This window comes from Pseudomonas sp. MOIL14HWK12:I2, assembly GCF_000510745.1.
GTDB classification, from domain to species: Bacteria; Pseudomonadota; Gammaproteobacteria; order Pseudomonadales; family Pseudomonadaceae; genus Chryseomonas; species Chryseomonas oryzihabitans.
Window position 1 is genome coordinate 15,630 of the sequence record NZ_AZOA01000014.1, and the last position, 26,125, is coordinate 41,754.

Below are 26,125 nucleotides of genomic sequence, written 5' to 3' on the forward strand. Positions count from 1 at the left end.
GCTTCGGCACCCCTCGCCTCAGCCGACCAGTTCCGCCGCGCAGACCCGGGCGCGGCCCTGGTGCTTGGCCGCATAGAGCTGGGCATCGGCGGCGGTGATCAGGGCGGCCGGATCGACGGCGCTGGGCGGTAGCGCCGTGGCCACGCCCAGACTCAGGGTGACGTAGCCGGTCACCGAGGAATAGCCATGGGTCAGGCGCTGGTCGCGCACCTGCTGCAGCAGTCGCTCGGCGACCTGGGTGGCGCCTTCCAGGTCGGTGCCCGGCAGCAGGCAGCCGAACTCTTCGCCGCCATAGCGCGCCAGCAGGTCGTAGGGGCGGAACAGCCCCTGCCCCAGCGCCTGGGCCACCTGGCGCAGGCACTGGTCGCCGGCGAGATGGCCATAGTGGTCGTTGTAGGCCTTGAAGTGATCGATATCCATGAGGATCAGCGAAAAGGGCGTGCCTTCGCGCTGACTCTGGCGCCAGCCACGCAGCAGTGCCTCGTCGAACTGGCGGCGATTGGCGACGCCGGTGAGGCCATCGACCAGGGCGATGCTGCGCAGGGCGTCGCGCTGCGCCTTGAGGGTCAGCTGGGTGCGCACCCGGGCACGGACGATGACCGGATTGATCGGCTTGCTGATGAAATCCACCGCGCCCAGCTCCAGGCCGGTCACCTCTTCGTCGGGGCCCTCCTGGCCGGTGACGAAGATCACCGGGATGGCGGCGGTGGCCGGATCGGCCTGCAACCGGCGCAGGACCTCGTGACCGTCGAGCTGCGGCATCATCACGTCGAGCAGGATCAGGTCCGGCTGCTGGGTCAGGGCCAGTTGCAGGGCCTGGGCGCCGCTGGTGGCCATCAGCGTCTCGCAATCCTGGCGAAAGAGTTCGTGGAGGATGCGGATGTTCAGCGGTTGGTCGTCGACGATCAGCAGTTTGGGTTTGCTGCGCCGTCCGGCGGCCTCGGCGGTCGGCGGAGTCATAGGGCTTCCTTCAGGTCAGGCAGGGTGGTGAGCGCCGCCGCGAAGTCGAGGGTCTCGACCTGGGCGCGCAAGAGGTCGTAGCGCACCTGGGCTTCGGCGCGGCAGTGCACGGGCAGCTCGGCGATCAGCGCCAGGGCGTCGAGATTGCCCTGGCTGAGCAACTCTTCGAGTTCGTTCAGGCGTGCGCGCCAGTCGAACGGGGTGTCTCCGTCGGTTGGGCTGTCCGCTTCCGCGATTGCCGGCCCGGGAGGTGGCAGGACCTCGGCCAGGGCGCCGCGCAATTCGCCGAGGGCTTCGTCGAGCAGTTGTCGCAGGGTCGTCAATTCCACCGCCACCTCCGTGGGGACACCCGCTCCGGCCTTGCCGGCGCGTTCGCCCTCGGCGGCGCGCGCGGCCAGGCGCTGGGCACCCATGGTGCCGGCGCTGCCCTTGAGGGAGTGTAGTACCGCCACCGCCGCCTCGCTGTCGGCGGTATGCCAGGCCTGGGCGAGCCTTTCCAGCAGGCCGGCGGAATCCTCGGCGAAGCGTTCCAGCAACGAGCCGAACAGCCGGGCATCGCCGCCGAAGCGGCGCAGTACGATGCTCAGGGGTTCCACCTGGCGATCCTCGGCGACCGGGGCGGCAGCGGGCGCGGCGCTCACCTCCTGGCCGGTCAGGCGCCGCAGACGGGCGACCAGCAGTTCCAGGTCGATGGGCTTGCCGATATGGTCGTCCATGCCGGCGGCCAGGCAGGCGTCGCGATCGGTGTGGGAGGCATTGGCGGTCATCGCCAGGATCGGCAGGGTGCGGAAGCGCCCATCGGCGCGGATGCGGCGGGTCGCCTCCAGGCCGTCGATGTCGGGCATCTGCATGTCCATGATGACCACGTCCAGCGGCGCGCCGGAGAGCACCCGCTCGACGCCTTCCAGGCCGCCCTCGGCCAGTTCCACCTGGGCGCCCTGGGCCAGCAGCAGCTCGGCGGCCACCTGGCGGTTGAGGGCATTGTCTTCCACCACCAGCAGGCGCAGGCCGGCCAGGCGATGGCTTTCGTCGACCACCGCGGCGGCGTGCACGCCGGCCGGGATCTCCGCGCCCAGGGCGCGCTCCACCACCTCGACGATCTGCGCCGGGGTCACCGGCTTGGTCAGGTAGTCGTCGAAGGGTGCGTCGTCGCTCTGCTGGGCCTCGGTAAGGAAGTCGCGGCCGAAGCCGGTGAGCATGATGACCTTGGGGCGGTTGTCGGCCTGCCGCTCGCGCAACTGCCGGGCCGCCAGCAGGCCATCGCCGTCGGGCATGCGCCAGTCCATCAGCACCGCCTCATAGGGCTGTGCCTGCTGCTGGGCCTGGGCGACCCGCGCCAGGGCGGCGGCGCCGCTGGTGACCAGATCCACCTGCCAGCCGAGGGCCGCCAGGGTCTCCACCAGCACCTCGCCGACCAGGGTGTTGTCGTCGGCCAGCAGCACCCGTCGGCGTACCGGCGCCAGCTGGGCCTCGCCCTGACTATCCACCGCCAGGGCGGCATCGAACCAGAAGCGGCTGCCCACGCCCAGTTCGCTTTCCACCTGCAGCTGGCCATCCATCAGCTCCACCAGGCGCTTGCAGATGGCCAGGCCCAGGCCGGTGCCACCGAAGCGCCGGCTGATCGACGCCTCGGCCTGGGTGAAGCCCTGGAACAGCTGTTCCTGCTGGGCCGGACTGATACCGATGCCGGTGTCCTGCACCGAGAAATCCAGGCGCAGCTGACCGTCCGCTCGCGACAGCTGGCGCACGCTGACCAGCACCTGTCCCGCTTCGGTGAACTTGAGGGCGTTGCCGGCCAGATTGATGAGGATCTGCTGCAGCCGCAGGCTGTCGCCGATCAGGGCGGTGGGCAGCCCGGCGTCCAGGTGGTAGTTGATCTCGACGTTCTTCTCGCCGCTGTTGCCGGAAAGCACCACGCCCAGGTTGCGCAGCACCTGCTCCAGGCTGAAGGGATGGACATCCAGCTGCAGCTTGCCGGCTTCGATCTTGGAGTAGTCGAGCACGTCGTTGAGCAGCCCCAGCAGCGAACGCGCCGCCTGCTGGGCCTTGGTCAGGTAGTCGCCCTGGCGCGCGTCCAGGGCGGTGCGTTGCAGCAGCTGCAGCATGCCCAGCACGGCATTCATCGGCGTACGGATCTCGTGGCTCATGTTGGCCAGGAAGGACGACTTGGCCTGGCTGGCCAGGTCGGCGCGGGTGCGCTCCTCGCGCAGCCGGTGCTCCAGCTCCAGCTGTTCGGTGATGTCGCGGTTGATGCCCACCACCCGCAGCACCCGGCCGCGCGGATCCCGCTCGGTGCGGGCGCCGGCGATGATGTGGCGCAGCGAGCCGTCCTGACGGCGCACGCGGAACACCGGATCGAACACCGCGCGCCCGGCCATGGCGGCGCCCAGGCGCTCTTCGGCGCTGGCCAGGTCGTCGGGGTGCACGCGGCAGCGCCAGTCGTTGTAGGTGATGCCGGCGGCGCGCTGGGCATCGGTCCACTCGTAGAGTTCGAACATCCGGTCGTTGCACTGCACCTGGCCGGTGTCGGGCTGCCAGCACCAGATGCCCAGCTGGGCGACGTCGGCGGCCATGGTCAGCTGGTCGCGGGCCTGCAGCAGCGCCTGGCGCTGGCGACTCTGCTCGGTGATGTCGGCGATGATGGCCACTGCCAGGCGCTCGCCGTCGGTCCACATCACCCCCAGGCTCAGGGTGAGGGGGAAGACGCTGCCATCCGCGCGGCGCCCTTCCATCTCCTGGCCCTGCGGGCTGGCCTGGTCGTCGGGGATCTCCTGCGGGCAGCTGAACAGCGCTTCGTAGCCGGCCAGGTAGCCGGGGATCAGCCGGCGGACCGGTTGACCCACCACCTCGGCGGCGCGATAGCCGAAGATGCGTTCGCCGGCCGGGTTGAAGGAGCGCACCAGGCCCTGGCTGTCCACGGTGACGATGGGGCTGACCGCGGTGTCCAGGATCGCCCGGGTCAGGGCCAGGCTGGCCGCCAGTTCCTGTTCGGCGGCCTTGCGCTCGGTGACGTCCGAGGCGATGCCCAGGTAGCCGCTGATCCGCCCGCCGGCGTCGCGCATGGTGGTCACCACCAGGCTGACGTCGCGGTGCTCGCCGTCGCGGCGGACGAAGGTCCACTCGCGGGCGTCGGCGCCGGTGCGCTCGGAGCGCTCCACCAGCACCCGGAAACCGGCGACCGGCAGGCCGTACTCGGCTTCCAGGGCCGCACCCTGGGTGGCCAGTTCTTCCGGCAGATGGAGGTCACTGGCATGCCAGAGTCCCACCACCTCCTCGGCGCGATAGCCGAGCAGCCGCTCGGCGCCCTCGTTGAACAGGGTGATCAGGCCGTCGCGGTCGGTGGCGATGATGCCCACCTCGGAGGCCGCGCGCAGCACGTCGCCGAGCAGGCGGTTGGTCTGGCTGAGTTCGGCGGTGCGTTGGGCCACCTGCTCTTCCAGGCGGGCGTTGAGCGCCAGGATCTCGGCCTGGGCGGCCTTCTGCAGCGAGATGTCGCGCACCGTCTTGGAGGCGCCGACCACCCGGCCGTCACGGCCACGCATGGGCGAGACGCTGACCAGCACATCGATCAGGTGACCGTCGCGGTGCTGGCGACGGGTCTCGAAGTGCGGCACCGGCTCGCCTCGGCCGATGCGTTCGAGCACCCACCACTCCTCGTGTTCCAGTTCGGTGGGCACCACCAGATCGAGCAGGCGCTGGCCCACGGCTTCGCTGGCCGGATAGCCGAACAGCTCTTCCGCCGCGTGGTTCCAGCTCAGTACCACGCCGTTGAGGTCCTTGCTGATGATACCGTCGGAGGAGCTTTCCACCACCGCAGTGAGGTTGGCCTGGTCCTGCTGATACTGGCGGCGCCGCTGGCGCGTGGTCAGCACGGCGAAGGTGAGGCCGGCAGCCAGCAGGCTGACCAGTTTGCCGACCAGGTGCACCAGAGGTATTGAGACCAAGTTGAGACCGGCGACGAAGGCCGGGGTGGCGGTAAAGGCCATCTGCCAGCGCCGCCCATAGACATCACGGGTAGCGACCACCTCCGAAAGTCCTTCGGCCGCCGGCTCACTGGTATCGCCGCGGGTATAGAACGGCGTGGGCCTGGCAGGCTCGGTCACGTCGGTCAGGCGGATCAACAGACCCGGAATGTCCAGGCGCAGGCTGCCGAACAGCTCCTCGATGCTCAGCGGCACATAGGACCAGCCCAGGGTGGCGCCCTCGCGTTGCGCCGGGTCCTTGGGTAGCAGGCCGTCACGATAGATCGGCAGCATCAGCAGCAGGCCACGTTCCGGCGGCTGATAGGCCTGCAACTCCACTGGCCCGGACAGGTGCATGCTGCCGCGCTGCATGGCCAGCACCGCCGTTTCACGGCGGACCGGTTCGGACGCCGCATCCATGCCGACGGCGCGCTGGTTGAGCGCCACCGGCTCGACGTACTGGACGACAAATCTGTCACCGTCGTGGGGCGCGAAGCTGCGAATGGCGAAGTCCGGCCAGCCATCGGCGCGTGCGGCGTGGACGAAGCGCTCCTCCTCGCCGGCGGGAACCCGGCGGATGAAACCTATGCCACGCGCACCGCGAAACTCCTGGTTCAGGTCGTGGGTACGACCATAGTGCTGCAGCAGTTCCCGCGACAGCCCCGCGCCGGCCACCACGATGACGTCACGCATGCCGCTCAGGCTGTACTCATAGACCCGCAGTCGCTCGGCGATCTGCTCGCGCACGTCGGTCGCCGCCGCGTTGAGGGCCGCCTGTACCTGTCGCTCGTTGCGCTCGGTCAGATGGCGCATGGTCAGGCTGGTCAGCAGGACGCCGAACAGAAAGACGCCGAGACTCCAGCGTACGCGAGAGGATTTGCACAGCCTGCTGAACATGGAGCCCCTGGTGGCAAAAGGTGCCACGCCGTTGGTTAGGCGATGCCAGGAGCGGGAAGCGCGAACGGAACGGGGCCTCCACCAGACCTGGCGGTAACAGCTAGCCCATCGGCGGGAAAAAAGGCTTTCTTGATACCGCGGATCGGCCGCCAGGCTGAAGCGCAGCGGCGGATGCGTGCAAAGCGGCAGCCCAGAGCAAGTTCACGCGCTAATTAGTTTTACTGTTTCTGACGAGTGGTCGAGGAAAGATCGGCATTCACGCAAGTCTTCCTGACCTTCCGGACAGCAAAAAGGGAGAGCCGACCTGACGTCGACTCTCCCTTTTTGCGGACTTTTCGCGCGAATCAGATGCGGAAGCCACCCACCAGGCGCTGCAGGCGACCGGCCTCGGCTTCCAGGGCGGTACAGGCCGCCAGGGTGGCCTGGAGGTTGTCGACGCCCTGCTGATTCAGCAGGTTGATCTCGCTGATGTCCATGTTCAGGGTCTCCACCACCGAGGTCTGCTCCTCGGTCGCCGTCGCGACGGACTGGTTCTGGCCGTCGATCTCGCCGATGCGCTCGGTCACGCTGCCCAGCCGCTCGCCGGCGCTCTTGGCCACCTGCATGCTGTGGGCGCTCTGCCGCTGGCTNTCCTGCATCAGNGCCACGGCGTCGCGNGAGCCGGTCTGCAGCTCTTCGATCATCTGCTGGATCTGCTGCGCCGAACTCTGGGTACGGCTGGCCAGGGAACGTACCTCATCGGCCACCACGGCGAAGCCACGCCCGGCCTCACCGGCCCGCGCGGCCTCGATGGCGGCGTTGAGCGCCAGCAGGTTGGTCTGCTCGGAGATGCCGCGGATGACTTCGAGGATCTGGCCGATGTTGGCGGTCTTGCCGTTGAGCGCTTCGATATGCTCGCAACTGGTGCCGATCTTGCTCGACAGTGCCTGCATGGCGTGGAGGGCTTCGTCGAGTACCTCGCGGCCCTCTTCGCCCTGGGCGCGCGCCGTGCTGGCCTCGCCGGAGGCATGGGCGGCATTGCGGGCGATCTCCTGGGCGGCGGCGCCCAGTTCGTTGATCGCCGCGGCCACGCTGGTGGTGCGCTGGGCTTGGAGGTCCGACTGCTGCATGGACGATTGCGAAGACTCCAGCACGCGCCGAGTGCTCTGATTCAGCTCGCCAGTGGTCTGGGCCACGTCACGGATCGAGGTGTGGATGCGCGCCACGAACTTGTTGAAGGCCTCGGCCAGGGCGCCGAATTCGTCCTGCGCCTGTACGGGCAGGCGGCGGGTCAGGTCGCCCTCGCCTTCGGCGATGTCGGCCATGGCGCGGGTCAGGTCATGCAGCGGGCGCAAGAGGACGCGGATCAGCAGCCCCAGCAGCAGGATGATGGCGAACACCGCCACCAGGGTGGCGACGATGGCCAGGTTGCGGGCCTGGGTCACCGGGGCATAGGCCTTGGCCTGGTCGATGGACAGGCCCAGGTACCACTTGACCGAGGGCAGGCCATTGACCGGGGTGAAGCTCACCAGGCGGTCGCTGCCATTCTGGGTGACGGCGTGCAGCCCGGGCTGCAGGGATGGGGTCTGCTCGGGGAAGACGTCCTTGAGGGTCTTGAGCACCTGCTCGGGATGGCTGCTGACCAGCACCTTGCCGTCGCCGTCGACCAGGAAGGCTTCGCCGAGGCCGCCGACGTTGAGCGAGGTGATGATTTCCACCAGCGCCGAGAGGTTGAGGTCACCGGCCACCACGCCGGCCAGCTGGCCGTCACGCTGCAGCGGGGTGGCGATGGTCACGCCCAGCTGGCCGGAGGAGGCGAAGATATAGGGCGGGGTCAGCACCGTGGTGCCGGCGGCGGTGGCGGCCGCGTACCAGGGCCGCTTGCGCGGGTCGTAGCCGGCCGGCAGGCTGCGCAGCGGACGGGTGGTGTAGGTGCCGTCCACTTCGCCCAGGTAGGTGGAATCGAAGGTGCCCGTGTAGATCTTCTGGTCCAGCAGACCGACCAGGCCTTCGGGCGAACGATCGCGCGCCAGGGTCTGGGCTTCGCCTTCGATGAGCTTGACCCGCGCGTCCAGCCAGTAGGCGATGTTGCCGGCGGTGACCCGACCGGTTTCCGCGAGGTTGGCACTCAGGCTCTGGTCGATGGCCTGGCGTTGCAGATAGGCATTGAAACCGGCGGAAGCGGCCAGCGCGGTGGTGATCACCAGCGCCGCGACCAGCAGGATCTTGTGGCTGAATTTCAGGTGTCGCTTCATACAGGTCTGCATCCGTAGCTAGGGAGCCATGCCGGATTCAGGGCATGGCTATCGCACTCGTTATCGGGCATGTACGTTACGACTTGAGCGGAGCGGCAGCCTCTTTTCCGCCTGCGCGCGCTAGATGCGGAAGCCACCCACCAGACGCTGCAGGCGACCGGCCTCGGCTTCCAGGGCGGTGCAGGCCGCCAGGGTGGCCTGGAGGTTGTCGACGCCCTGCTGGTTCAGCAGGTTGATCTCGCTGATGTCCATGTTCAGGGTCTCCACCACCGAGGTCTGCTCCTCGGTCGCGGTGGCCACCGACTGGTTCTGGCCGTCGATCTCGCCGATGCGCTCGGTCACGCTGCCCAGCCGCTCGCCGGCGCTCTTGGCCACCTGCATGCTGTGGGCGCTCTGCCGCTGGCTCTCCTGCATCAGCGCCACAGCGTCGCGCGAGCCGGTCTGCAGCTCTTCGATCATCTGCTGGATCTGCTGCGCCGAACTCTGGGTGCGGCTGGCCAGGGAACGCACCTCGTCGGCCACCACGGCGAAGCCACGCCCGGCCTCGCCGGCCCGCGCCGCCTCGATGGCGGCGTTGAGCGCCAGCAGGTTGGTCTGCTCGGAGATGCCGCGGATGACCTCGAGGATCTGGCCGATGTTGGCGGTCTTGCCGTTGAGCGCTTCGATATGTTCGCAACTGGTGCCGATCTTGCTCGACAACGCCTGCATGGCGTGGAGGGCTTCGTCGAGCACCTCGCGACCCTCCTCGCCCTGGGCGCGCGCCGTGCTGGCCTCGCCGGAGGCATGGGCGGCATTGCGGGCGATCTCCTGGGCGGCGGCGCCCAGTTCGTTGATCGCCGCGGCCACGCTGGTGGTGCGCTGGGCCTGGATGTCGGACTGCTGCATGGACGACTGCGAGGCTTCCAGCACCCGGCGGGTGCCCTGGTTGAGTTCGCCGGTGCTCTGGGCCACGTCGCGGATCGAGGTATGGATGCGCGCCACGAAGTGGTTGAAGGCCTCGGCCAGGGCGCCGAATTCGTCGCGGGACTGCACCGGCAGGCGGCGGGTCAGGTCGCCCTCGCCTTCGGCGATGTCGTCCATGGCGCGGGTCAGGTCATGCAGCGGGCGCAGCAGGACGCGGATGAGGAAGCCCAGCAGCAGGATGATGGCGACCACCGCCACCAGGGTGGCGACGATGGCCAGGTTGCGCGCCTGGGTCACCGGGGCATAGGCCTTGGCCTGGTCGATGGACAGGGCCAGGTACCACTTGACCGAGGGCAGGCCCGCGACCGGGGTAAAGCTCACCAGCCGCTCGCTGCCGTTCTGCAGGACGTGATGGAAGCCCGGGGCCAGGGTCGGGGTCTGCTCCGGGAAGACCTCCTTGAGCGATTTCAGCACCTGGTCGGCGTGGCTGCTGACCAGGATCTTGCCGTCGCCGTCCACCAGGAAGGCTTCGCCCAGACCGCCGGCGTCCAGCGAGGTGATCATCTTCATCAGGCTGTCCATCACCAGGTCGCCGGCCACCACGCCGATCAGCTTGCCGTTCTGCAGGACCGGCGCGGCGATGGTGATGCACAGAAAGCTCTGCGGCGGCGCGGTCAGGTAGGGCTCGGTGAGGATGGGACCGCCAGCGCTGACCGCGGCCTTGTACCAGTCGCGCTGGCGGGCATCGTAGCCGGCCTCCATGGGGGTATGGGGGCGGTCGGTGAAGGTGCCGTCGACCTCTCCCAGGTAGGTGGAATCGAAGTTGCTCGTGTAGAGCTTCTCTTCCAGCAGGCCCACCACGTTGGCCGGGCTGCTGTCGCGGCTGAGCGCCTGGGCCTGGCTGTCGATCAGCTTGACCCGCGCGTCCAGCCAGTAGGCGATGTTGCCGGCGGTGATGCGGCCGATCTCGCCCAGCGAGGCTTCGAGACTCTGGGTGATGGCCTGGCGCTGCAGATAGGCGTTGAAGCTGGCGAAGCCGGCCAGGGCCAGGGTCACCACCAGGGCGGCCGCCAGCAGGATCTTGTGGCTGAATTGGAGCGAGCGTTTCATGGTTACCACACGTAAGACTTGGGAAGTGGGCGGCCGCTCTCCTCGCAAATACTTATTGCGATAGGCATCGAGAGGGCAAAGCGACCGGGGACGGTCGAGGCCGCACTATTACGCATGAATCCGACTTTTAGCTGGCGCCAACCGATAAACGTTCTCACAACGCCGATGTCTGGGCGGCGTGCACTACAGCAGGCTGAAACCTTTCAGCAGGAGCAGCCCCAGATTGGTGGTCAGCATCCCGCCCAGGGTACTGAGCACCACGATGGTCGCCGCCAGCTGGGCATTGCTGCCGGCGGCGCGGGCCATGACGAAACTCGACGCCGCCGTCGGGCACCCGAGGTAGAGAAAGAGGATGCCCAGCGCCGGTCCCTGGATGCCCAGCGCCAGGGCGCCCAGCACGCCCAGCAGCGGAATCCAGACGATCTTCCACAGGCTGGCGCCCACCGCCAGGCCGCTGCTCTCGCGTAGCGAGGCCAGCGACAGGGTGGCGCCGATGCACATCAGCGCCAGTGGCAGGGTGAGCCCGGCGAAATAGCGCGCCGAGGTGTCCAGCCAGCGCGGCAATTGCCATTGGAAATAGGCGAAGGGAATCGCCAGCAGGATGCCAATGATCAGAGGATTGCCGAGGATGCTGCGCAGCAGGGTGCGCCAGTTGGCCTCCAGGTGCGGACTGTAGAGCGCCAGCACGATGGCCGAGAGCACGTTGTAGAAGAGGATGACCATGCCGGCCATGATCCCGCCCACCGACAGCCCATAGTCGCCGTACTGGGTCGCCGCCAGGGCCAGGCCGACGATGCCGCAGTTGCCGCGAAAGGCGCCCTGCACATAGACCCCGCGATCGGCATGGGGACAGCGCCAGATCGCCCAGCCCCAGGCAGCCAGGAAACTCACCACCGTGGCCAGGGCGAAATAGCCCAGCAGCAGCGGCTGCAGCGCCTCGCCGAGATCGGCCTTGAGAATGCCGAGAAACAGCAGGGTCGGCATGGTGGCGCGAAACACCAGGGCCGAGGCGGTGTTGATGAAGGGGGTGTCGATCCAGCCCAGCCGCTTGAGCACGCAGCCCAGCAGCACCAGGGCGAAGACCGGGGCGGTGACGTCGAAGGTCGCCTGGACCAGGGCAAGCACGTCGGACATGGCGGAAGGCATCGCGGAAACGGCTCGCGATGGTAGCAGGCACGACGCGCTGCGGGGTTCTTCCTTCCGTCATCGCGAAGTGACATCAGTCAATGCTTAGCTTACTATCTACCCGCCCGATTCAGACGACGCCCCCGATCCATCCCCCGCTTCGCCTCAGCGCGACCGCTCTAACTTCCTGCCAGGGAAGCCGGCGAAGGGGTGGAACAATAAGACAGACAACAGGTTCAGACGTAGCAGACGACAGATCCGCATGCGGTTCCGATTTGCGATGTCGTCGATCGAGTCGAAGTCTCTTTTCACGATTGCATTGCGAGCGCTGCCATGACTGTCACTTCCAACGCGAGACCGGGAGGCCTGCCTGCCAGGTTACTCGGCATCCTGTTCATCCTCCTGGGCCTGGCCCTCTTGGGGCTGGGCATCAAACTGGCCACCCTCGGGGGCTCCCTGTACTACCTCGGCGGCGGCGTGCTGCTCGCCCTGAGTGGTTACCTGCTGTGCATCCGGCGGGCCAGCGGGGTCTGGGTCTATGCCTTCTTCCTGGTGATGTCCACCGCCTGGGCCGTACTGGAAGTCCAGTTCGACTGGTGGCAGCTGGTGCCGCGCCTGGCGCTCTGGTTCGTCCTTGGCCTGGTGCTCCTGATCCCGGTGTTCCGCCGTCCGCTGGACAGCCGCAGCGGCGGCCTGCCGCTGGTCGGCTCCCTGGTGATCGCTGCGGTCGTCGCCCTGGTCGCCCAGTTCGTCAACTACAACCGTCTGGACGGTGACCTGGGCCGCGACACCGCCGGCACCCAGAGCGCCGCGCCGACCGCCGCCGATGGCGACTGGCCGTCCTATGGCCGCACCGCCTTCGGTGATCGCTACTCGCCGCTCAAGCAGATCGACGTCAACAACGTGAAGGATCTGCAACCGGCCTGGACCTTCCGTACCGGCGACATCCCCGGCCCGAACGATCCCCAGGAGACCACCGCGGAAAACACCCCGCTCAAGGTCAACGGCAAGCTCTATGTCTGCACGCCGCACAGCCAGGTGATCGCCGTGGATCCCGACAGCGGCAAGGAAATCTGGCGCTTCGATCCCAAGCTGAGCACCCAGCACGCCGACAGCTTCAAGGGCTGGGCGCACATGACCTGCCGCGGCGTGGCCTACCACGATGACGCCACCTATGCCGGCACCACTACCGCGGGCCAGAGCCCGGCCACCGGCAGTGCCGTCCCGGTCGACGAGCAGAGCACCCCGGCTGCCAGCAGCTGCCCGCGCCGCCTGTTCCTGCCCACCGCCGACACCCGCCTGATCGCCATCAACGCCGACACCGGCAAGGTGTGCAGCGACTTCGGCGACAATGGCCAGGTCGACCTGACCGCCAACATGGGCAGCTTCACGCCCGGCGGCTACTACTCCACCTCGCCGCCGGCGGTGACCCGCAACCTGGTGATCATCGGTGGCCACGTCACCGACAACGTCTCCACCGACGAGCCGTCCGGCGTGATCCGCGCCTACGACGTGCACACCGGCAAGCTGGTGTGGAACTGGGACAGCGGCAATCCGGACGCCACCGCGCCCATCGCCGCCGACGGCATCTACACCCGCAACTCGCCCAACATGTGGTCGATGATGGCCGTCGACGAAAAGGTCGGCATGGTCTATCTGCCCATGGGCAACCAGATGCCCGACCAGTGGGGCGGTGACCGTACCCCGGCCTCCGAGAAGTACAGCGCCGGCGTGGTCGCCCTCGACATCGCCACCGGCAAGGTGCGCTGGAACTACCAGTTCACCCACCATGACCTCTGGGACATGGACGTGGGCGGTCAGCCGACCCTGGTGGACATCAAGACCGAAGGCGGCGTGAAACCCGCGCTGATGGCCTCGACCAAGCAGGGCAGCATCTATGTGCTGGACCGCACCAACGGTCAGCCCATCTACCCGATCACCGAAACCCCGGTGCCCCAGGGCGCGGTGGAAGGCGACCACACCTCGCCGACCCAGCCGGTCTCCTCGATCAACCTGGCCGCGCCGACCCTCAAGGAAAGCGACATGTGGGGCGGTACGCCCTTCGACCAGGCGCTGTGCCGCATCGCCTTCCGCGAGCACCGCTACGAGGGCATCTACACCCCGCCGTCCACCCAGGGCTCGATCGTCTACCCGGGCAACTTCGGCGTGTTCGACTGGGGCGGCATCTCGGTCGATCCAGTACGCCAGATCGCCTTCCTCAACCCCAGCTACATGGCCTTCACCTCCAAGCTGGTACCGCGTGACGAGATCGCCAACCAGCCGGCGCGCAAGAGCGAGACCGAGGGCATCCAGCCCAACAAGGGCGCGCCCTACGGCGTGATCCTGTCGGCCTTCCTGTCGCCCCTGGGCCTGCCCTGCCAGGCACCCGCCTGGGGCTACGTGGCGGGTCTCGACCTGACCACCGGCAAGCTGGTCTACAAGCACAAGAACGGCACCGTGCGCGACAACTCGCCGGTTCCGCTGCCCCTGCCCATGGGTGTGCCCAGCCTGGGCGGCACCGTCACCACTGCTGGTGGCGTGGCCTTCCTGAGCGGCACCCTGGACCAGTACCTGCGCGCCTATGACGTGAAGAACGGCAAGGAACTGTGGAAAGGCCGCCTGCCGGCCGGTGGCCAGACCACCCCCATGACCTACACCGGCAAGGACGGTCGCCAGTACGTGCTGGTCTATGCCGGCGGCCATGGCTCGCTGGGCACCAAGCAGGGTGACTACGTGATGGCCTTCGCCCTGCCCGAGAAGAAGTAAGGGCGCCCGCGCCCGAGCTCCCCTCTCCTTCGGGAGAGGGTCCGGGGCGAGGATGCTTCGAGCATTTTTGACATCCTGTTGGAATCCCCCTCGCCCCACCCAAGAATCCCGGCCCAGCCGGGATTTTTTCGCCTGGTTTTTCTTTCCATGAAAAGGGCTTTGCTCCTTCCGGAAGGGAACGGGGACGAGAGCCCCCTGGCACCCGGGGGCCAGTGGAAAAGGCTGCGCCGTTTTCCACGCTACGGTGTCGAGGCCACGCCTCACCCGCAGGGAGAGGGCAAACCAAGCACAACTCTCGCTTTTCCCCCTCTCCCCCAGGGAGAGGGCCGGGGTGAGGGCAAACCTCGACACTCCAACCGCTCTTCCCCCTCTCCCCCAGGGAGAGGGTCGGGGTGAGGGCAACCCCGGGCACCAGCGCCAACCCCATCAACCGTCGTTCAGCCCGACTCGGTTAAGCTACCCCCATGCCCACCTCCGCCCCCTTCCATCGCCGGCTGCGCCTGGCCAATGGCCTGGCCATCGCCCTGCTGCACGACCCCGAGCTGCCCCAGGCCGCCGCCCTGGTGCGCATCGGCGCCGGCAGTCACCAGGCGCCGCGGGCCTTTCCGGGGCTGGCGCACTTTCTCGAACACCTGTTCTTTCTCGGCAGCCGGCGCTATCCGGCGGCGGACGGCCTGATGCCGCTGGTGCAGCGCCTGGGCGGCGAACTCAACGCCAGCACCCGCGAGACCACCACCGACTTCTTTTTCGCCCTGGCTCCCGAGCACCTGGCCGCCGGGCTCGCCCGGTTGCTTGACATGCTCGCCGCGCCCCTGCTGGCAGCCGACGCCCAGCGCCGCGAGCGCGAGGTGCTGCACGCCGAATTCATCGCCTGGTCGCGCAGCGCCGACACCCGCCGCGACCTGGCCCTGTCCGCCGGCCTGCCCGCCGACCATCCGGCCGCCGGCTTCCATGCCGGCAACCGTTACAGCCTGCCGCTGCAGAGCCCGGCCTTCCAGGCGGCCCTGCGCGACTTCCAGCGCCAGCACTACCGGGCCGACAATGCACTGCTGGTGCTGGCCGGGCCGCAACCGCTGGCCGAACTGGTCGACCTGGCCCGGGAACAGGGCGCCCTGCTGCCCCCTGGCCCGGCGCCCAGCGCCGTAGCGCCGCAAGCACTTCCGGCTGCAGGCGAACGCTGGCAGACCACCGCCACAACGCCCCCGACGCTGGCCGTGCAATTCGCCCTCGATGACCTGCCACCCGGCAGCTGGGAAGCGGCGGAGTTGCTGGAAACCCTGCTGCTCGGCGACCATCCCGGCGGCCTGCCCGCCCTCCTGCGCCAAGCGGGCCAGGCCGAACGACTGAGCCTCGCCTGGCCCTATCGCCAGGCCCGCCAGGGCCTGCTCCGGCTGGATCTCGTGCCCGGCCCCCAGGCCAGCCCGAGCCACCTGACCGGCATCCTGTTCGCCTGGCTGGACGCCCTGCGCCAGACACCCCTCGCCGCACTGCAGCAGGGCCACGCCGAACGCACCCAGCGCCTCTGGGCGACCCTGCCCGCCCTGGGGCTGGCAAGGCGCCTAGGTGAGCGCCTCTGGCTGGATCGGCCAGGAGACGCCTGGCCACAACCGGCGCTCTCCCCGGCCGCCCAGGCCGCCTGGCCCCGGCTGCTCGCGCAACTGGTCCCCGAGCGCCTCAGCGGCTTCGCCGCCGGCCTGGCCGACTCCCCGTGCACAACAGCTCCCGTCGCCGTCCCCTTTGCCCTGCCTCCGATCAATCCTTTGCTCGCCGACCCCGTCACGCCGAGCGCCCCGACGAGGCAGTCCTGGCCGATCAGCCAGGCCCTCGCCCCCCAGCGGCGCGAAGGCCTGCTGTTTTTGCGCTGGCAATGGCCGGGACCGGCACCGGTCGCGCCCGATGTCCGGGTGCTGGGCGCGTTACCCCGGCTGGCCGCCGAGGCGGGCGTCAGCCTGCGCTGGAGTCCGCCCGGGACGCCCTGGGAATTGCGGCTACAGGGCTGGGCCATGGCGCTGCCGGCGGTGCTGGAGCAGGCGCTCGGCCGCCTGACGAACGCGCTGGACGTTTCCCAGCCGCTCCCCGCAGCCTCGATCGAGCCCATGCTGATCCGCCAGTTGCTCAAGGTCCTGCCCGAGCGACTAAATGCGGTCATGCCGCTGACAGTCAATGAAGCAGACCCGCGCTGGCAGGCCCTGGCCTGTGGCCTGCCCGAGGCGGCGCAGGCGTCCCTGGCCGCCCTCACGCCGCCGCCTCGGCCCCAGGCCGGGCCGCTGGGCGAACCGCCGGGCTGCACCGGTCGCCACTGGCACCACGAACCCAGCGCCGATGCCCAGCAGGCGCTGCTGCTGTTCTGTCCGCAACCCGATGCGCGCCCCGCCACCGAAGCCGCCTGGCGGCTCTTGGCGGCGCGCCTGCAAGGACCGATGTTCCAGCGCCTGCGCAGCGAGCGGCAACTGGGCTATGCGGTGTTTTCCGCCTATCGCCTGCTGGACGATCAAGGTGGCCTGCTGATCGGCGTGCAGTCGCCCCAGGCCCGGGCGGCGGAGATCCTCGCGGAAATCGAAGGCTGCCTGGCCGACAGCCGCAACGCGGTGCAGGCCAAGGCCATGACGCTGGCAGAAGACATCGGTCAGCTGGGGCGCGACTTCAGCCCCGCCACCCCTCAGCGCGCCGCCCTGGCCGAGCGGCTCTGGTGGGGCTTCCAGCGCAGTGGGGCGCTGGATCTCGCGCCCCTGCAGCAGGCCCTGGCCGCCCTGGATGACGGGGCCCTGCAGCAGGCCTGGCAACAACTCACCGCCAGCGACGCGCCGCGCTTCGCCCTGGCCAATGCCCACGCGCCATCCGGCTGGATGTCATAGCTTTCAACACTTTCCCGGGAGCGTCGGCCGGCCTTGGCGGTCAATCTGTTGCAGGATCGGTAAGACAGTTATGTCCGCCGGACCGCCAGCGATTCGTCGCGGCAAAAACCCTTAGCTAGGTAACATTTGTTAGACTTGACGACCGGATCCTTCCGGCTTTCGCAGTCAAAAGAGGAGACCTCCCATGTGGACCAAGCCTGCTTACACTGACCTGCGCATCGGCTTCGAAGTCACCATGTACTTCGCCAACCGTTGATGCGCCCCACGCCCCGGTTCGCCGGGGCGTACTTTTTCCAGGTTTAGCCTTTCCCATGCATATCCAGATTCTCGGCTCCGCCGCCGGCGGTGGCTTTCCCCAGTGGAACTGCAATTGCGTCAATTGCGACGGCTTCCGCAAGGGCACCCTCAGGGCCCAGGCCCGTACCCAGTCTTCCATCGCCCTGTCCGACGACGGGGTGAATTGGATCCTGTGCAACGCCTCGCCCGACATCCGCGCCCAGCTGGCCGGCTTCGCCCCGCTGCAGCCGGCGCGGGCCCTGCGTGACACCGGCATCCGCGCCATCGTCCTGCTGGACAGCCAGATCGACCACACCACCGGCCTGCTCAGCCTGCGCGAAGGCTGCCCCCACGAGGTCTGGTGCACCGAGATGGTCCACCAGGACCTCACCACCGGCTTTCCGCTGTTCAACATGCTCGAACACTGGAACGGCGGGCTCAGTTGGCAGCCCATCGCCCTGAGCGGCAGCTTCACCATCCCGGCCTGTCCGAATCTGGAATTCACGCCCTTCCCGCTGCGCAGCGCCGCACCGCCCTATTCGCCCCATCGCCACGATCCGCACCCGGGCGACAACCTGGGCCTGCTGGTGCACGACCGACGCACCGGCGGCAAGCTGTTCTATGCTCCGGGTCTGGGCCAGCCGGACGCCGCCCTGCTGGAGCTGATGGGCCAGGCCGATTGCCTGCTGGTGGACGGCACCCTCTGGACCGACGACGAGATGCAGCGTCGCGGCGTGGGCACCCGCACCGGCACCGAGATGGGCCACCTGCCGCAGATCGGCCCCGGCGGCATGCTGGAGGTGCTGGCCGGCTTCGAGCGCCAGCGCAAGGTGCTGATCCACATCAACAACACCAATCCGATCCTGGACGAAGACTCCCCCGAGCGCGCCATCGTCGTGCGCCAGGGCGTGGAAGTCGCCTGGGACGGCATGTCCATCGAGTTGTGAACGCCATGCCCGACGCCCTTACGCCCGCCGAATTCGAAGCCGCCCTGCGCGCCAAGGGCGACCTCTACCACATCCACCACCCCTATCACGTGGCCATGTACCAGGGCCGCGCCAGCCGCGAGCAGATCCAGGGCTGGGTGGCTAACCGCTTCTACTACCAGGTCAACATCCCGCTCAAGGACGCCGCCATCCTGGCCAACTGCCCGGATCGCGAGATCCGTCGCGAATGGGTGCAGCGCATCCTCGATCACGACGGCGAGCCCGGCAGCGAAGGTGGCATCGAGGCCTGGCTGCGCCTGGCCGAGGCCACCGGCCTGGACCGCGAGCAGGTGCTCTCCCAGGAACTGGTGCTGCCCGGGGTGCGCTTCGCAGTGGACGCCTACGTCAACTTCGCCCGTCGCGCCTCCTGGCAGGAAGCCGCCAGCAGCTCCCTGACCGAACTGTTCGCGCCGCAGATCCACCAGTCGCGCCTGGACGCCTGGCCGACCCACTATCCCTGGATCGATCCGGCCGGCTACGAGTACTTCCGCACCCGCCTGGGCCAGGCCCGCCGCGACGTCGAGCACGGTCTGCAGATCACCCTGCAGCACTACACCACCTGGGAGTCCCAGCAGCGCATGCTGGAGATCCTGCAGTTCAAGCTGGACATCCTCTGGACCATGCTCGACGCCATGAGCATGGCCTACGAACTGCACCGCCCGCCCTATCACAGCGTCACCGCCGAGCGCCGCTGGCACCGAGGAATCGACCTATGAGCTTCGACCGCACCCAGGTGCCGCGCTGGCGCCCCGGCTATCGCTTCCAGTTCGAGCCGGCGCAGAACGCCCATGTGCTGCTCTATCCCGAGGGCATGATCAAGCTCAACGACAGCGCCGCCGCCATCGGCGGGCTGATCGACGGCCAGCGTGACGTGGCCGCCATCATCGCCGTCCTCGACGAACGCTTTCCCGGCGTGCCCGAGCTGGGCGCCGACGTCGAACAATTCATGGAGGTCGCTCGTGCAGAGCACTGGCTCCTGCTCGGCTAAGCCTTATTCGAGAAGTCGCCGAGCGAAGGTTAGGCAAGGCAGAAACCCGCGAGGAAGCGGAGTTTACAAATGGTAAATGAGCATTCCGAGCGGGTTTCTAACGCAGCATCACCGAGCGCAGGCACTTCTCAATTGCCTGGGGTGCCCATGCAACTCCCGCAGCCGCCGGCGGTAGGCAAGCACAACGTCGGCCTGCCGCTGTGGCTGCTGGCCGAGGTCACCTATCGCTGTCCGCTGCAGTGCCCCTATTGCTCCAATCCCCTGGACTTCGCCGCCCAGGGTCGCGAGCTGACCACCGAACAGTGGTTCAAGGTGATGGCCGAGGCGCGGGAGATGGGCGCCGCCCAGATCGGCTTTTCCGGCGGCGAGCCCCTGGTGCGCCAGGACCTCGCCGAGCTGATCCGCGAGGCGCGCCGGCTGGGCTACTACACCAACCTCATCACCTCCGGCATCGGCCTCACCGAGGCGCGCATCGCCGAATTCAAGGAGGCCGGCCTGGACCATATCCAGATCAGCTTCCAGGCCAGCGACGAACAGGTGAACAACCTGCTGGCCGGCTCGAAGAAGGCCTTCGCCCAGAAGCTGGCCATGGCCAAGGCGGTCAAGGCCCATGGCTATCCGATGGTGCTCAACTTCGTCACCCACAGGCACAACATCGATCGCATCGACCAGATCATCGACCTCTGCCTGGCCCTGGAAGCCGACTTCGTCGAACTCGCCACCTGCCAGTTCTACGGCTGGGCCGAGCGCAATCGCGCCGGTCTCCTGCCGACCAGGGCCCAGCTGGAGCGCGCCGAAGGCATCACCAACGAGTACCGCGCGCGCCTCAAGGCCGAGAACCATCCCTGCAAGCTGATCTTCGTCACCCCGGACTACTACGAAGAGCGCCCCAAGGCCTGCATGGACGGCTGGGGCAAGCTGTTCCTGACCATCACGCCGGACGGCACCGCCCTGCCCTGCCACGGCGCCCGGCAGATGCCCATCGCCTTCCCCAACGTGAAGGAGCAGGACCTCAGGCACATCTGGTACGACTCCTTCGGCTTCAACGTCTACCGCGGCTACGACTGGATGCCCGAGCCCTGCCGCTCCTGCGACGAGAAGGAAAAGGACTACGGCGGCTGCCGCTGCCAGGCCTTCATGCTCACCGGCGATGCACGCAACGCCGATCCGGTCTGCGCCAAGTCCCCGCACCACGACCTCATCCTCGCCGCCCGCCAGGAAGCCGAGACCGCGACCCAGCGGATCGAAGATCTGCACTTCAGGAACGAGCGCAACTCGCGGCTGATCGCCAAGGCCTAGGGCCGGCGGCGGCGCCAGGCACGCCAAGGTCGCCGCTGGAATCCAGGTCCCCGCGCCAAGGCGCAGGCTAGCGACGGGACTCACCACCCACGGCTCCGAGGCGTTTGCCTCCCGGCCGGGCAGTGACCATACTGCCCGGCCGGACCTTTTCCCCCGCCTCGTCATGCCTTCGATACGCCCGCTGCGCCCCGCCGACCTCCCGGCCGTCCTCGCCATCCAGGCGGCCAACTACCCCGCCGACCTGCTCGAAGACCACGCCTTCTACGCCAATCGCCTGGAGCTCGCCCCGGAACACTGCTGGGCGGCCCTGGACGCCGAGGCGCGGCTGCAGGGCTATCTGATCGCCTATCCCTGGGACGACGGCCTGCCACCGGTGCTGGGCGCCCGCCTGGAGCAGCTGCCGGGCGCGGCCTCGACCTGGTTCCTGCACGACTGCGCCGTGCACCCTGACGCCCAGGGCCAGGGCGTGGCCGGGCGGCTCTATCGCCACGCCAAGGGCCAGGCCCGACGCGCCCGCCTGCGCCAGGGGCGGCTGGTGTCGCTGTCCAACGCCATCGGCTACTGGCAGCGCCATCACTATCACCCGGTTCCGGCCGATGCCGCGCTCGAGGCCAAGCTGGCCGGCTATGGCGCCGGCGCCTGCCTGATGCAGCGCACCCTCGATACCCCGGACAGCGACCCCGCGTAAAACCTGCAAATCTAAATGCAAGTATTTCGCTTTCGCCTTAACATGGCCTAGCCCAGGAGGGCCTCCGCTGCCCGGCGCTCTGGCGCGGGTATCTTGATCGCCGCTACAAGGAATCCCTGATGAACATCGCTCCAGCGTCTTCGGCCAAGGGCCGGCGCGTCTTTTCCGTCACCCTGCTGGCCGCCCTGCTGACGCTGGGCGGGCAAGCCGCCCAGGCGCGCTCCAGCTTCGAAGCCCCCGATCCGGACTACCACGGCGAGATCAAGGCCAGTCCCGTCACCGGCACCGCCATCCTGGCCGGCAGCGAGGTCGCGCTGGACGGCCGCGGCTTCACCCCCGGTCAGCAGATCACCCTGTCGCGCGGTGGCGTGGCGCTCAACCCCGACGCCGCCTACGTGGCCGACGCCCAAGGCAACTTCAAGGCGACCCTGCGCATCCCCGAAGACGCCGCCCCCGGCCAACACCCCATCGTCATCAGCACCGCCCAGCCCTCGGGCGCCGCGGTCTTCCCGCTCAAGGTCTCGCCGGTGGTGCCGCTGTCCGGCGCCGAGGCCTATAGCCTCACCGCGGTCAAACTGGTCCCCGGCCTCTACCAGGTGGACAGCAGCGCCAAGACCGGCGCCCTCTTCGTCACCTCGGCCGTGGGCCGCCCGCCGGTCAAGGTCTCGCAGCTGCTCAAGCTCGACCCCAAGGACCTGTCCATCCAGCGCCAGATCACCCCGGCCGCCGCCCCGGGCGAGGACGCCGGTGTCTACGCCGTCTACGGCGTGGGCGTGGACGATCGCAACGGCACCGTCTGGACCACCAATACCCGGCAGAACACCGTGGCGGTCTATCGCCAGAGCGACCTGGGCCTGGTCAAGCAATTCGAACCCGGCCTCGTGCCCCATGCCCACACCGTGGTGGTCGACGAGAAACTCGACCGCGCCTTCGCCTCGGCGGCCATGACCCCGGACATCGTCAGCTTCGACGCCAAGACCCCGGCCGTGCGCAAGCACATCGCCATCGAATCGGGCGTGCGCGGCGAGCAGTTCGCCGTGGTCGGCATGCACCTGGACCCGGCGGTGCACAAGCTCTACGCCGTCAGCCTGAAGACCAACGAAGCCGCGGTGATCGACGCCAAGACCGAGCAGGTCGAGAAGGTCTTCCCGATCCAGGGCGCCAAGACCCCCATGGGCGTGGCCCACGATCCCCAGACCGATCGCCTGTTCATTACCGCCCAAGGCAGCGACAACCTGCTGATCGTCGACGCCAAGACCGGCAAGACCCTGCACAACGTCACCACCGGCGCCGGAGCGCTGAACGTGGCCTTCGACACGGTCAAGCGCCTGGCCTACGTGACCAACCGCGGCGCCGGCACCCTGACCGTGGTCGACCCGGACGGCACCATCAAGGCCAACCTGGAACTGGGCACCTACCCCAACCACGCGGTGGTGGATGGCAAGGGCGTGGTGTACGCGGTCAACAAGGCCAAGGGGCAGGATGATGCCGAGGGGGATCGGATTACGCGCGTGATGGCGAAGTAACAAGCTCCGGGCTGATGGCCGCTTGCGTAGGAGCGGTCCACGACCGCGATAAGGCGTAAATCCACGCTTGCATTGGCCGTTAGCGAAGCCTGACAAGACAGAGCTGATAGGGGTGCCGGTTTCGTTGGTTGGGCTGAGCGAAGCGAAGCCCAACACAGCTGAGTTTGGCCGGGATGCCTTGGCTTACCGGTGCCCTAGCTGCTTATCAAGCTTTGCTGATACCTCTTGTTTCGCCCACCCGGGCGACTCACTTTTTTCAAGCGCGAAAAAAGTAAGCAAAAACGCTGTCCCCACGTTTCGGCCCTTCGGGTCCCCTCGCTCCGGCGCCGCTCCAGGGGCACGGCACGAAGGGGCCTCCTGCCCCTCGCGCCTTGCTCGGCGTCCTGCCTCGCATCCCCCTCCGCGACACCTGCACTCGGCCTCACTGACGGGGACGGGGCGCTAGCCTGGGAGTTCGTGTTTTCAGGGAGAACCCATAGCGATTCGTAGCGTGGAAAACCGCGCAGCGTTTTCCACTTAGGGAGTAACGCTTAACACGTGGACAAGGCTGCGCCGTTGTCCACCCTACCGGTTTGCACCCAAGGCATCAGGCGCGTGAATCGCCCCGTTCAGCAGGGCGAACGCCAGCGTCGTGGAGTGGGTCGAGCCGCAGGGATGCGGCGAGAGGTCCAGTGGGCCAGGGACGGCCCATCTGGACCGACCCCGGAACGGCACTGGTGTGAGCGGACCCGGAGCGAAGCGGAGGGCCGGATGGTCGGGGCAAGCGTTTTTGCTTACTTTTTTGGCGACTGCAAAAAGTGAGTCGCCCGGGTGGGCGAAACAAGAACCTTCAAAGCACTCGATAACCAGCCCTGGCACCCAATAGCACAGGCGTTGGGCTTCGCTAACGCTCAACCCAACCTACGCCCAACAACCAACGCCCGCCGAATCCAACCCGGCGGGCATCATCCAAACAGGGGCCAAAGGGGGGAAACTCACCCCTCCAGCGACTCCACCCCCAACTCATCCCATACCGCCTCCGCCAGATGGAAGGTGGCATTGGCCGCCGGGATGCCGCAGTAGATGGCGCTCTGCATGATCAGCTCCTTGATCTCCTCCCGCGTCACCCCGTTGCTGCGGGCGGCGCGCAGGTGCAGGCGCAGTTCGCCTTCGCGGTTCATGCCGATCAGCATGGCGATGGTGATCAGGCTGCGGGTGTGCCGCGGCAGACCCGGGCGGGTCCAGATATCGCCCCAAGCGTGGCGGGTGATCATCTCCTGGAATTCTTCGTTGAAGGGGGTCAGCTTTTCCAGGCTGCGATCGACGTGGGCGTCGCCCAGCACCGCGCGGCGGACCTGCATGCCGGCTTCGTAACGTTCTCTTTCGTCCAAGATCGACTCCTTCAGGCGCTGAGAAAGGCCAGCACGCGCTGGGTAAAGGCAGTGCCCATCTGCACGTTGGACAGGTGGGCGGCGGGAAACTCGACGTACTCGGCGCCGGGGATGCGCTCCTGCAGGAAGCGCCCGTCGGCCGGGGTGGTCACGGCGTCATGACTGCCGGCGACGATCAGCGTCGGGGCCTGGATGGCGTCCAGCACCTCGCGGAAGTCGGCGTCGCGTACCGCCGCGCAGTTGGCGGCATAACCCTGGGGCGAGGTGCCGGCGAGCATGGCGACGATGCGGTCGACCTTCTCCGGTTCGGCGCTGGCGAAGTCAGGGGTGAACCAGCGGCCGATGGAGGCGTCGCGCAGGTCGCGCATGGTCTGCTCGCCGCCGGCTTCGACGGTCTGGATGCGGGTGTTCCAAACCTCCGGGGTGCCGATCTTGGCGCCGGTGTTGCACAGCACCAGGCGGGTGACCCGCTCGGGGGCGTTGATGCCCAGCCACTGGCCGATGGAGCCGCCCATGGACAGGCCACAGAAGGCGAAGCGGTCGATACCCAGGGCGTCGGCCAGGGCCAGGACGTCACGGCCGTTCTGATCCATGCGATAGGGGCCGGGCGTCACCAGGGAGGCGCCGTGACCGCGGGTGTCGTAGCGCAGCAGGCGAAAGCGCTCGCTGAAGGCGGCGGCCTGGTCGTCCCACATGGCCAGGTTGGTGCCCAGGGAATTAGACAGGATCAGCACGGGGGCGCCCTCGGGGCCCTCCAGCCGGTAGTTCAGGTCGCCATCGGCGAGACGTACGCTGGGCATCAGGCAGTCCTCTGGTTTAGGAATGAGTAGGCAGGGTGCGATGTTCGGCCAGGGCGCGGGCCACCCAGGCCCGGGCCTGGCCCTGGTAATGGGCGGGGTCCAGCAGGCGATCCAGCTCGGCGCTGGAGAGTTCGGCGGTGACCTCGGGGGTATCGCCGAGCACCAGACGCAGATGGCGACCCTCCTGGACGGCGCGCTTGCAGCTCTGCTCCACCAGGTGGTGAGCGGCCTCGCGCCCCAGCCGTCCGGCGAGGGCGATGCTGACCGCCTCGGCCAGCACCAGGCCGTGGGTCAACTCCAGATTGGCCTGCATGCGCGCGGCATCCACCTCCAGCCCGGCGACGATGGCCTGGGCCTGCTGCAGGGCACCGGAGACCAGGCAGAACAGCTCCGGCAGGGTTTCCCATTCGGCATGCCAGAGGCCCAGGCTGCGCTCGTGCTCCTGGGGCATGGCGGAAAACAGGGTGCTGACCAGACCCGGCGCGCGGGTGGCAGCGGCGATCAGCACCGCCGCGCCGACCGGATTGCGTTTGTGCGGCATGGTGGAGGAACCGCCCTTGCCCGGCGCCGAAGGCTCGAACACCTCGGCGGCCTCGGTCTGCATCAGCAGCGACAGATCGCGTCCCAGCTTGCCCAGGCTGCCGGCCACCAGGCCCAGCCAGGCGCCGACCTCGACCAGGCGATCGCGCTGGGTGTGCCAGGGTTGCTCCGGCAGGCTCAGCCCCAGCTCGCGGGCCAGGGCCTCGGCCACCGGCAGGGCGTCAGCGCCCAGGGCGGCCAGGCTGCCCGAGGCGCCGCCGAATTGCAGCACCAGCACCCGCGGCCGTAGTTCGGCCAGGCGCTGGCGGTGCCGGGTGATGGCGCCCAGCACCCCGGCCAGCTTCATGCCCAGGGTCACGGGCGTCGCATGTTGCAGCCAGGTCCGGCCGGCCAGCACGGTGCCGGCATGGCGCTCGGCCTGAGTGGCCAGGGCCTCGGCCAGTTGCGCCAGGTCGGCGTCCAGCAGGTCCAGCGCCTGGCGGAGCTGCAGGACCAGGCCGCTGTCCATGGCGTCCTGGCTGGTGGCACCGCGGTGCACATGGCGCTCGGCCTCGGGGTCCTGGGCGGCGATCTGCCGGCCCAGGGCCTTGACCAGGGGAATGGCCGAGTTGCCGGCGCTGACCACGGCCCGGGCCAGCTCGGCCGCGTCATAGCGTTCGGCGCGGCAGGCGGCGGCGATGGGCGCCACCGCCGTCTGGGGGATTACCCCCACCGCCGCCTCGGCGCGCGCCAGGGCCGCTTCGAAGTCCAGCATGCCCTGCAGTCGCCCCTGGTCACAGAACACCGCACGCATGGCGGCCTGGGTGAAGTAGGCGTCGAACAGCAGGTTGGACATGGGGA

17 protein-coding genes and 1 pseudogene are annotated in these 26,125 nt (G+C 68.3%); 9 read left to right on the forward strand and 9 right to left on the reverse strand.

Features of this window, described 5'->3' with window-relative positions; genetic code table 11:
• Window positions 1-18: 18 nt before the first annotated feature.
• From PSK12I2_RS0113175 to PSK12I2_RS0113195, 6 genes and pseudogenes are all read right to left on the reverse strand, one after another.
• Entirely contained in the window at window positions 19-960 is a 942-nt protein-coding gene (locus tag PSK12I2_RS0113175; protein WP_027598774.1) for a diguanylate cyclase domain-containing protein, read from the reverse strand.
• Window positions 957-5,819, reverse strand: coding sequence for a PAS domain S-box protein (locus tag PSK12I2_RS0113180; protein WP_027598775.1), 4,863 nt, complete (start codon window positions 5,817-5,819; stop codon window positions 957-959). Before PSK12I2_RS0113180 ends, PSK12I2_RS0113175 begins: the two co-directional genes overlap by 4 nt.
• A gap of 344 nt (window positions 5,820-6,163) precedes the next feature.
• Window positions 6,164-8,053: a methyl-accepting chemotaxis protein gene (locus PSK12I2_RS0113185; protein ID WP_027598776.1), complete on the reverse strand. Its 1,890-nt coding sequence runs from the start codon at window positions 8,051-8,053 to the stop codon at window positions 6,164-6,166.
• 120 nt (window positions 8,054-8,173) lie between these two features.
• Window positions 8,174-8,938, reverse strand: a complete 765-nt coding sequence (locus PSK12I2_RS25540) for a methyl-accepting chemotaxis protein (RefSeq protein WP_371100587.1) — start codon at window positions 8,936-8,938, stop codon at window positions 8,174-8,176.
• A 93-nt stretch (window positions 8,939-9,031) separates the two neighbouring features.
• Window positions 9,032-10,066 (reverse strand): annotated as a pseudogene (locus PSK12I2_RS25545) (cache domain-containing protein); the annotation flags it as partial.
• 183 nt (window positions 10,067-10,249) lie between these two features.
• On the reverse strand, window positions 10,250-11,191 hold the full coding sequence (locus PSK12I2_RS0113195) for an AEC family transporter (protein WP_027598778.1): 942 nt from the start codon (window positions 11,189-11,191) through the stop codon (window positions 10,250-10,252).
• Between the two features lie 333 nt (window positions 11,192-11,524).
• Between PSK12I2_RS0113195 and PSK12I2_RS0113200 the strand changes: the two genes are divergently transcribed.
• The 9 genes from PSK12I2_RS0113200 (at window position 11,525) to PSK12I2_RS0113235 (ending at window position 22,575) form a co-directional block, all read left to right on the forward strand.
• Complete coding sequence (locus tag PSK12I2_RS0113200; RefSeq protein WP_051398725.1) at window positions 11,525-13,957, forward strand: glucose/quinate/shikimate family membrane-bound PQQ-dependent dehydrogenase; 2,433 nt, start codon at window positions 11,525-11,527, stop codon at window positions 13,955-13,957.
• A gap of 464 nt (window positions 13,958-14,421) precedes the next feature.
• A complete protein-coding gene (gene pqqF, locus PSK12I2_RS0113205; protein ID WP_027598780.1) occupies window positions 14,422-16,812 on the forward strand; it encodes a pyrroloquinoline quinone biosynthesis protein PqqF in 2,391 nt (796 codons plus the stop codon).
• 184 nt (window positions 16,813-16,996) lie between these two features.
• On the forward strand, window positions 16,997-17,068 hold the full coding sequence (pqqA, locus tag PSK12I2_RS24610) for a pyrroloquinoline quinone precursor peptide PqqA (protein WP_003243383.1): 72 nt from the start codon (window positions 16,997-16,999) through the stop codon (window positions 17,066-17,068).
• A 55-nt stretch (window positions 17,069-17,123) separates the two neighbouring features.
• On the forward strand, window positions 17,124-18,035 hold the full coding sequence (gene pqqB / locus PSK12I2_RS0113210) for a pyrroloquinoline quinone biosynthesis protein PqqB (protein WP_027598781.1): 912 nt from the start codon (window positions 17,124-17,126) through the stop codon (window positions 18,033-18,035).
• Window positions 18,036-18,040: 5 nt separating this feature from the next.
• Window positions 18,041-18,790 carry a pyrroloquinoline-quinone synthase PqqC gene (gene pqqC, locus PSK12I2_RS0113215; protein WP_027598782.1) on the forward strand — a complete coding sequence of 250 codons (750 nt, stop codon included), beginning with the start codon at window positions 18,041-18,043 and terminating at the stop codon, window positions 18,788-18,790.
• A complete protein-coding gene (gene pqqD / locus PSK12I2_RS0113220; RefSeq protein WP_027598783.1) occupies window positions 18,787-19,062 on the forward strand; it encodes a pyrroloquinoline quinone biosynthesis peptide chaperone PqqD in 276 nt (91 codons plus the stop codon). The genes pqqC and pqqD overlap by 4 nt, the downstream gene beginning before the upstream one ends.
• 147 nt (window positions 19,063-19,209) lie before the next feature.
• Window positions 19,210-20,361, forward strand: a complete 1,152-nt coding sequence (gene pqqE / locus PSK12I2_RS0113225; RefSeq protein ID WP_027598784.1) for a pyrroloquinoline quinone biosynthesis protein PqqE — start codon at window positions 19,210-19,212, stop codon at window positions 20,359-20,361.
• A gap of 163 nt (window positions 20,362-20,524) precedes the next feature.
• Entirely contained in the window at window positions 20,525-21,049 is a 525-nt protein-coding gene (locus PSK12I2_RS0113230) for a GNAT family N-acetyltransferase (protein WP_027598785.1), read from the forward strand.
• A 119-nt stretch (window positions 21,050-21,168) separates the two neighbouring features.
• Window positions 21,169-22,575, forward strand: a complete 1,407-nt coding sequence (locus PSK12I2_RS0113235) for a YncE family protein (RefSeq protein WP_051398726.1) — start codon at window positions 21,169-21,171, stop codon at window positions 22,573-22,575.
• A 974-nt stretch (window positions 22,576-23,549) separates the two neighbouring features.
• Here PSK12I2_RS0113235 and pcaC read toward each other — a convergent pair.
• The 3 genes from pcaC to PSK12I2_RS0113250 are packed head-to-tail and all read right to left on the reverse strand — an operon-like array spanning window position 23,550 to window position 26,120.
• A complete protein-coding gene (pcaC, locus tag PSK12I2_RS0113240) occupies window positions 23,550-23,945 on the reverse strand; it encodes a 4-carboxymuconolactone decarboxylase (protein ID WP_017642968.1) in 396 nt (131 codons plus the stop codon).
• 11 nt (window positions 23,946-23,956) lie between these two features.
• Window positions 23,957-24,745 (reverse strand): 3-oxoadipate enol-lactonase, encoded by a 789-nt coding sequence (gene pcaD, locus PSK12I2_RS0113245; RefSeq protein WP_027598787.1) that lies wholly within the window; start codon window positions 24,743-24,745, stop codon window positions 23,957-23,959.
• Window positions 24,746-24,761: 16 nt separating this feature from the next.
• The gene (locus tag PSK12I2_RS0113250; RefSeq protein WP_027598788.1) at window positions 24,762-26,120 is read right to left on the reverse strand and encodes a 3-carboxy-cis,cis-muconate cycloisomerase; all 1,359 of its coding nucleotides are present in this window, start codon (window positions 26,118-26,120) and stop codon (window positions 24,762-24,764) included.
• Window positions 26,121-26,125: the final 5 nt, after the last annotated feature.

Bases quoted from the DNA above. Each gene is read 5' to 3' on its own strand.
- PSK12I2_RS0113175 (WP_027598774.1), bottom strand. From the start codon at position 960: ATGACTCCGCCGACCGCCGAGGCCGCCGGACGGCGCAGCAAACCCAAA.
- PSK12I2_RS0113180 (WP_027598775.1), bottom strand. From the start codon at position 5,819: ATGTTCAGCAGGCTGTGCAAATCCTCTCGCGTACGCTGGAGTCTCGGC.
- PSK12I2_RS25540 (WP_371100587.1), bottom strand. From the start codon at position 8,938: ATGCAGCAGTCCGACATCCAGGCCCAGCGCACCACCAGCGTGGCCGCG.
- PSK12I2_RS0113200 (WP_051398725.1), top strand. From the start codon at position 11,525: ATGACTGTCACTTCCAACGCGAGACCGGGAGGCCTGCCTGCCAGGTTA.
- pqqF (WP_027598780.1), top strand. From the start codon at position 14,422: ATGCCCACCTCCGCCCCCTTCCATCGCCGGCTGCGCCTGGCCAATGGC.
- pqqB (WP_027598781.1), top strand. From the start codon at position 17,124: ATGCATATCCAGATTCTCGGCTCCGCCGCCGGCGGTGGCTTTCCCCAG.
- pqqC (WP_027598782.1), top strand. From the start codon at position 18,041: ATGCCCGACGCCCTTACGCCCGCCGAATTCGAAGCCGCCCTGCGCGCC.
- pqqD (WP_027598783.1), top strand. From the start codon at position 18,787: ATGAGCTTCGACCGCACCCAGGTGCCGCGCTGGCGCCCCGGCTATCGC.
- pqqE (WP_027598784.1), top strand. From the start codon at position 19,210: ATGCAACTCCCGCAGCCGCCGGCGGTAGGCAAGCACAACGTCGGCCTG.
- PSK12I2_RS0113230 (WP_027598785.1), top strand. From the start codon at position 20,525: ATGCCTTCGATACGCCCGCTGCGCCCCGCCGACCTCCCGGCCGTCCTC.
- PSK12I2_RS0113235 (WP_051398726.1), top strand. From the start codon at position 21,169: ATGAACATCGCTCCAGCGTCTTCGGCCAAGGGCCGGCGCGTCTTTTCC.
- pcaD (WP_027598787.1), bottom strand. From the start codon at position 24,745: ATGCCCAGCGTACGTCTCGCCGATGGCGACCTGAACTACCGGCTGGAG.
- PSK12I2_RS0113250 (WP_027598788.1), bottom strand. From the start codon at position 26,120: ATGTCCAACCTGCTGTTCGACGCCTACTTCACCCAGGCCGCCATGCGT.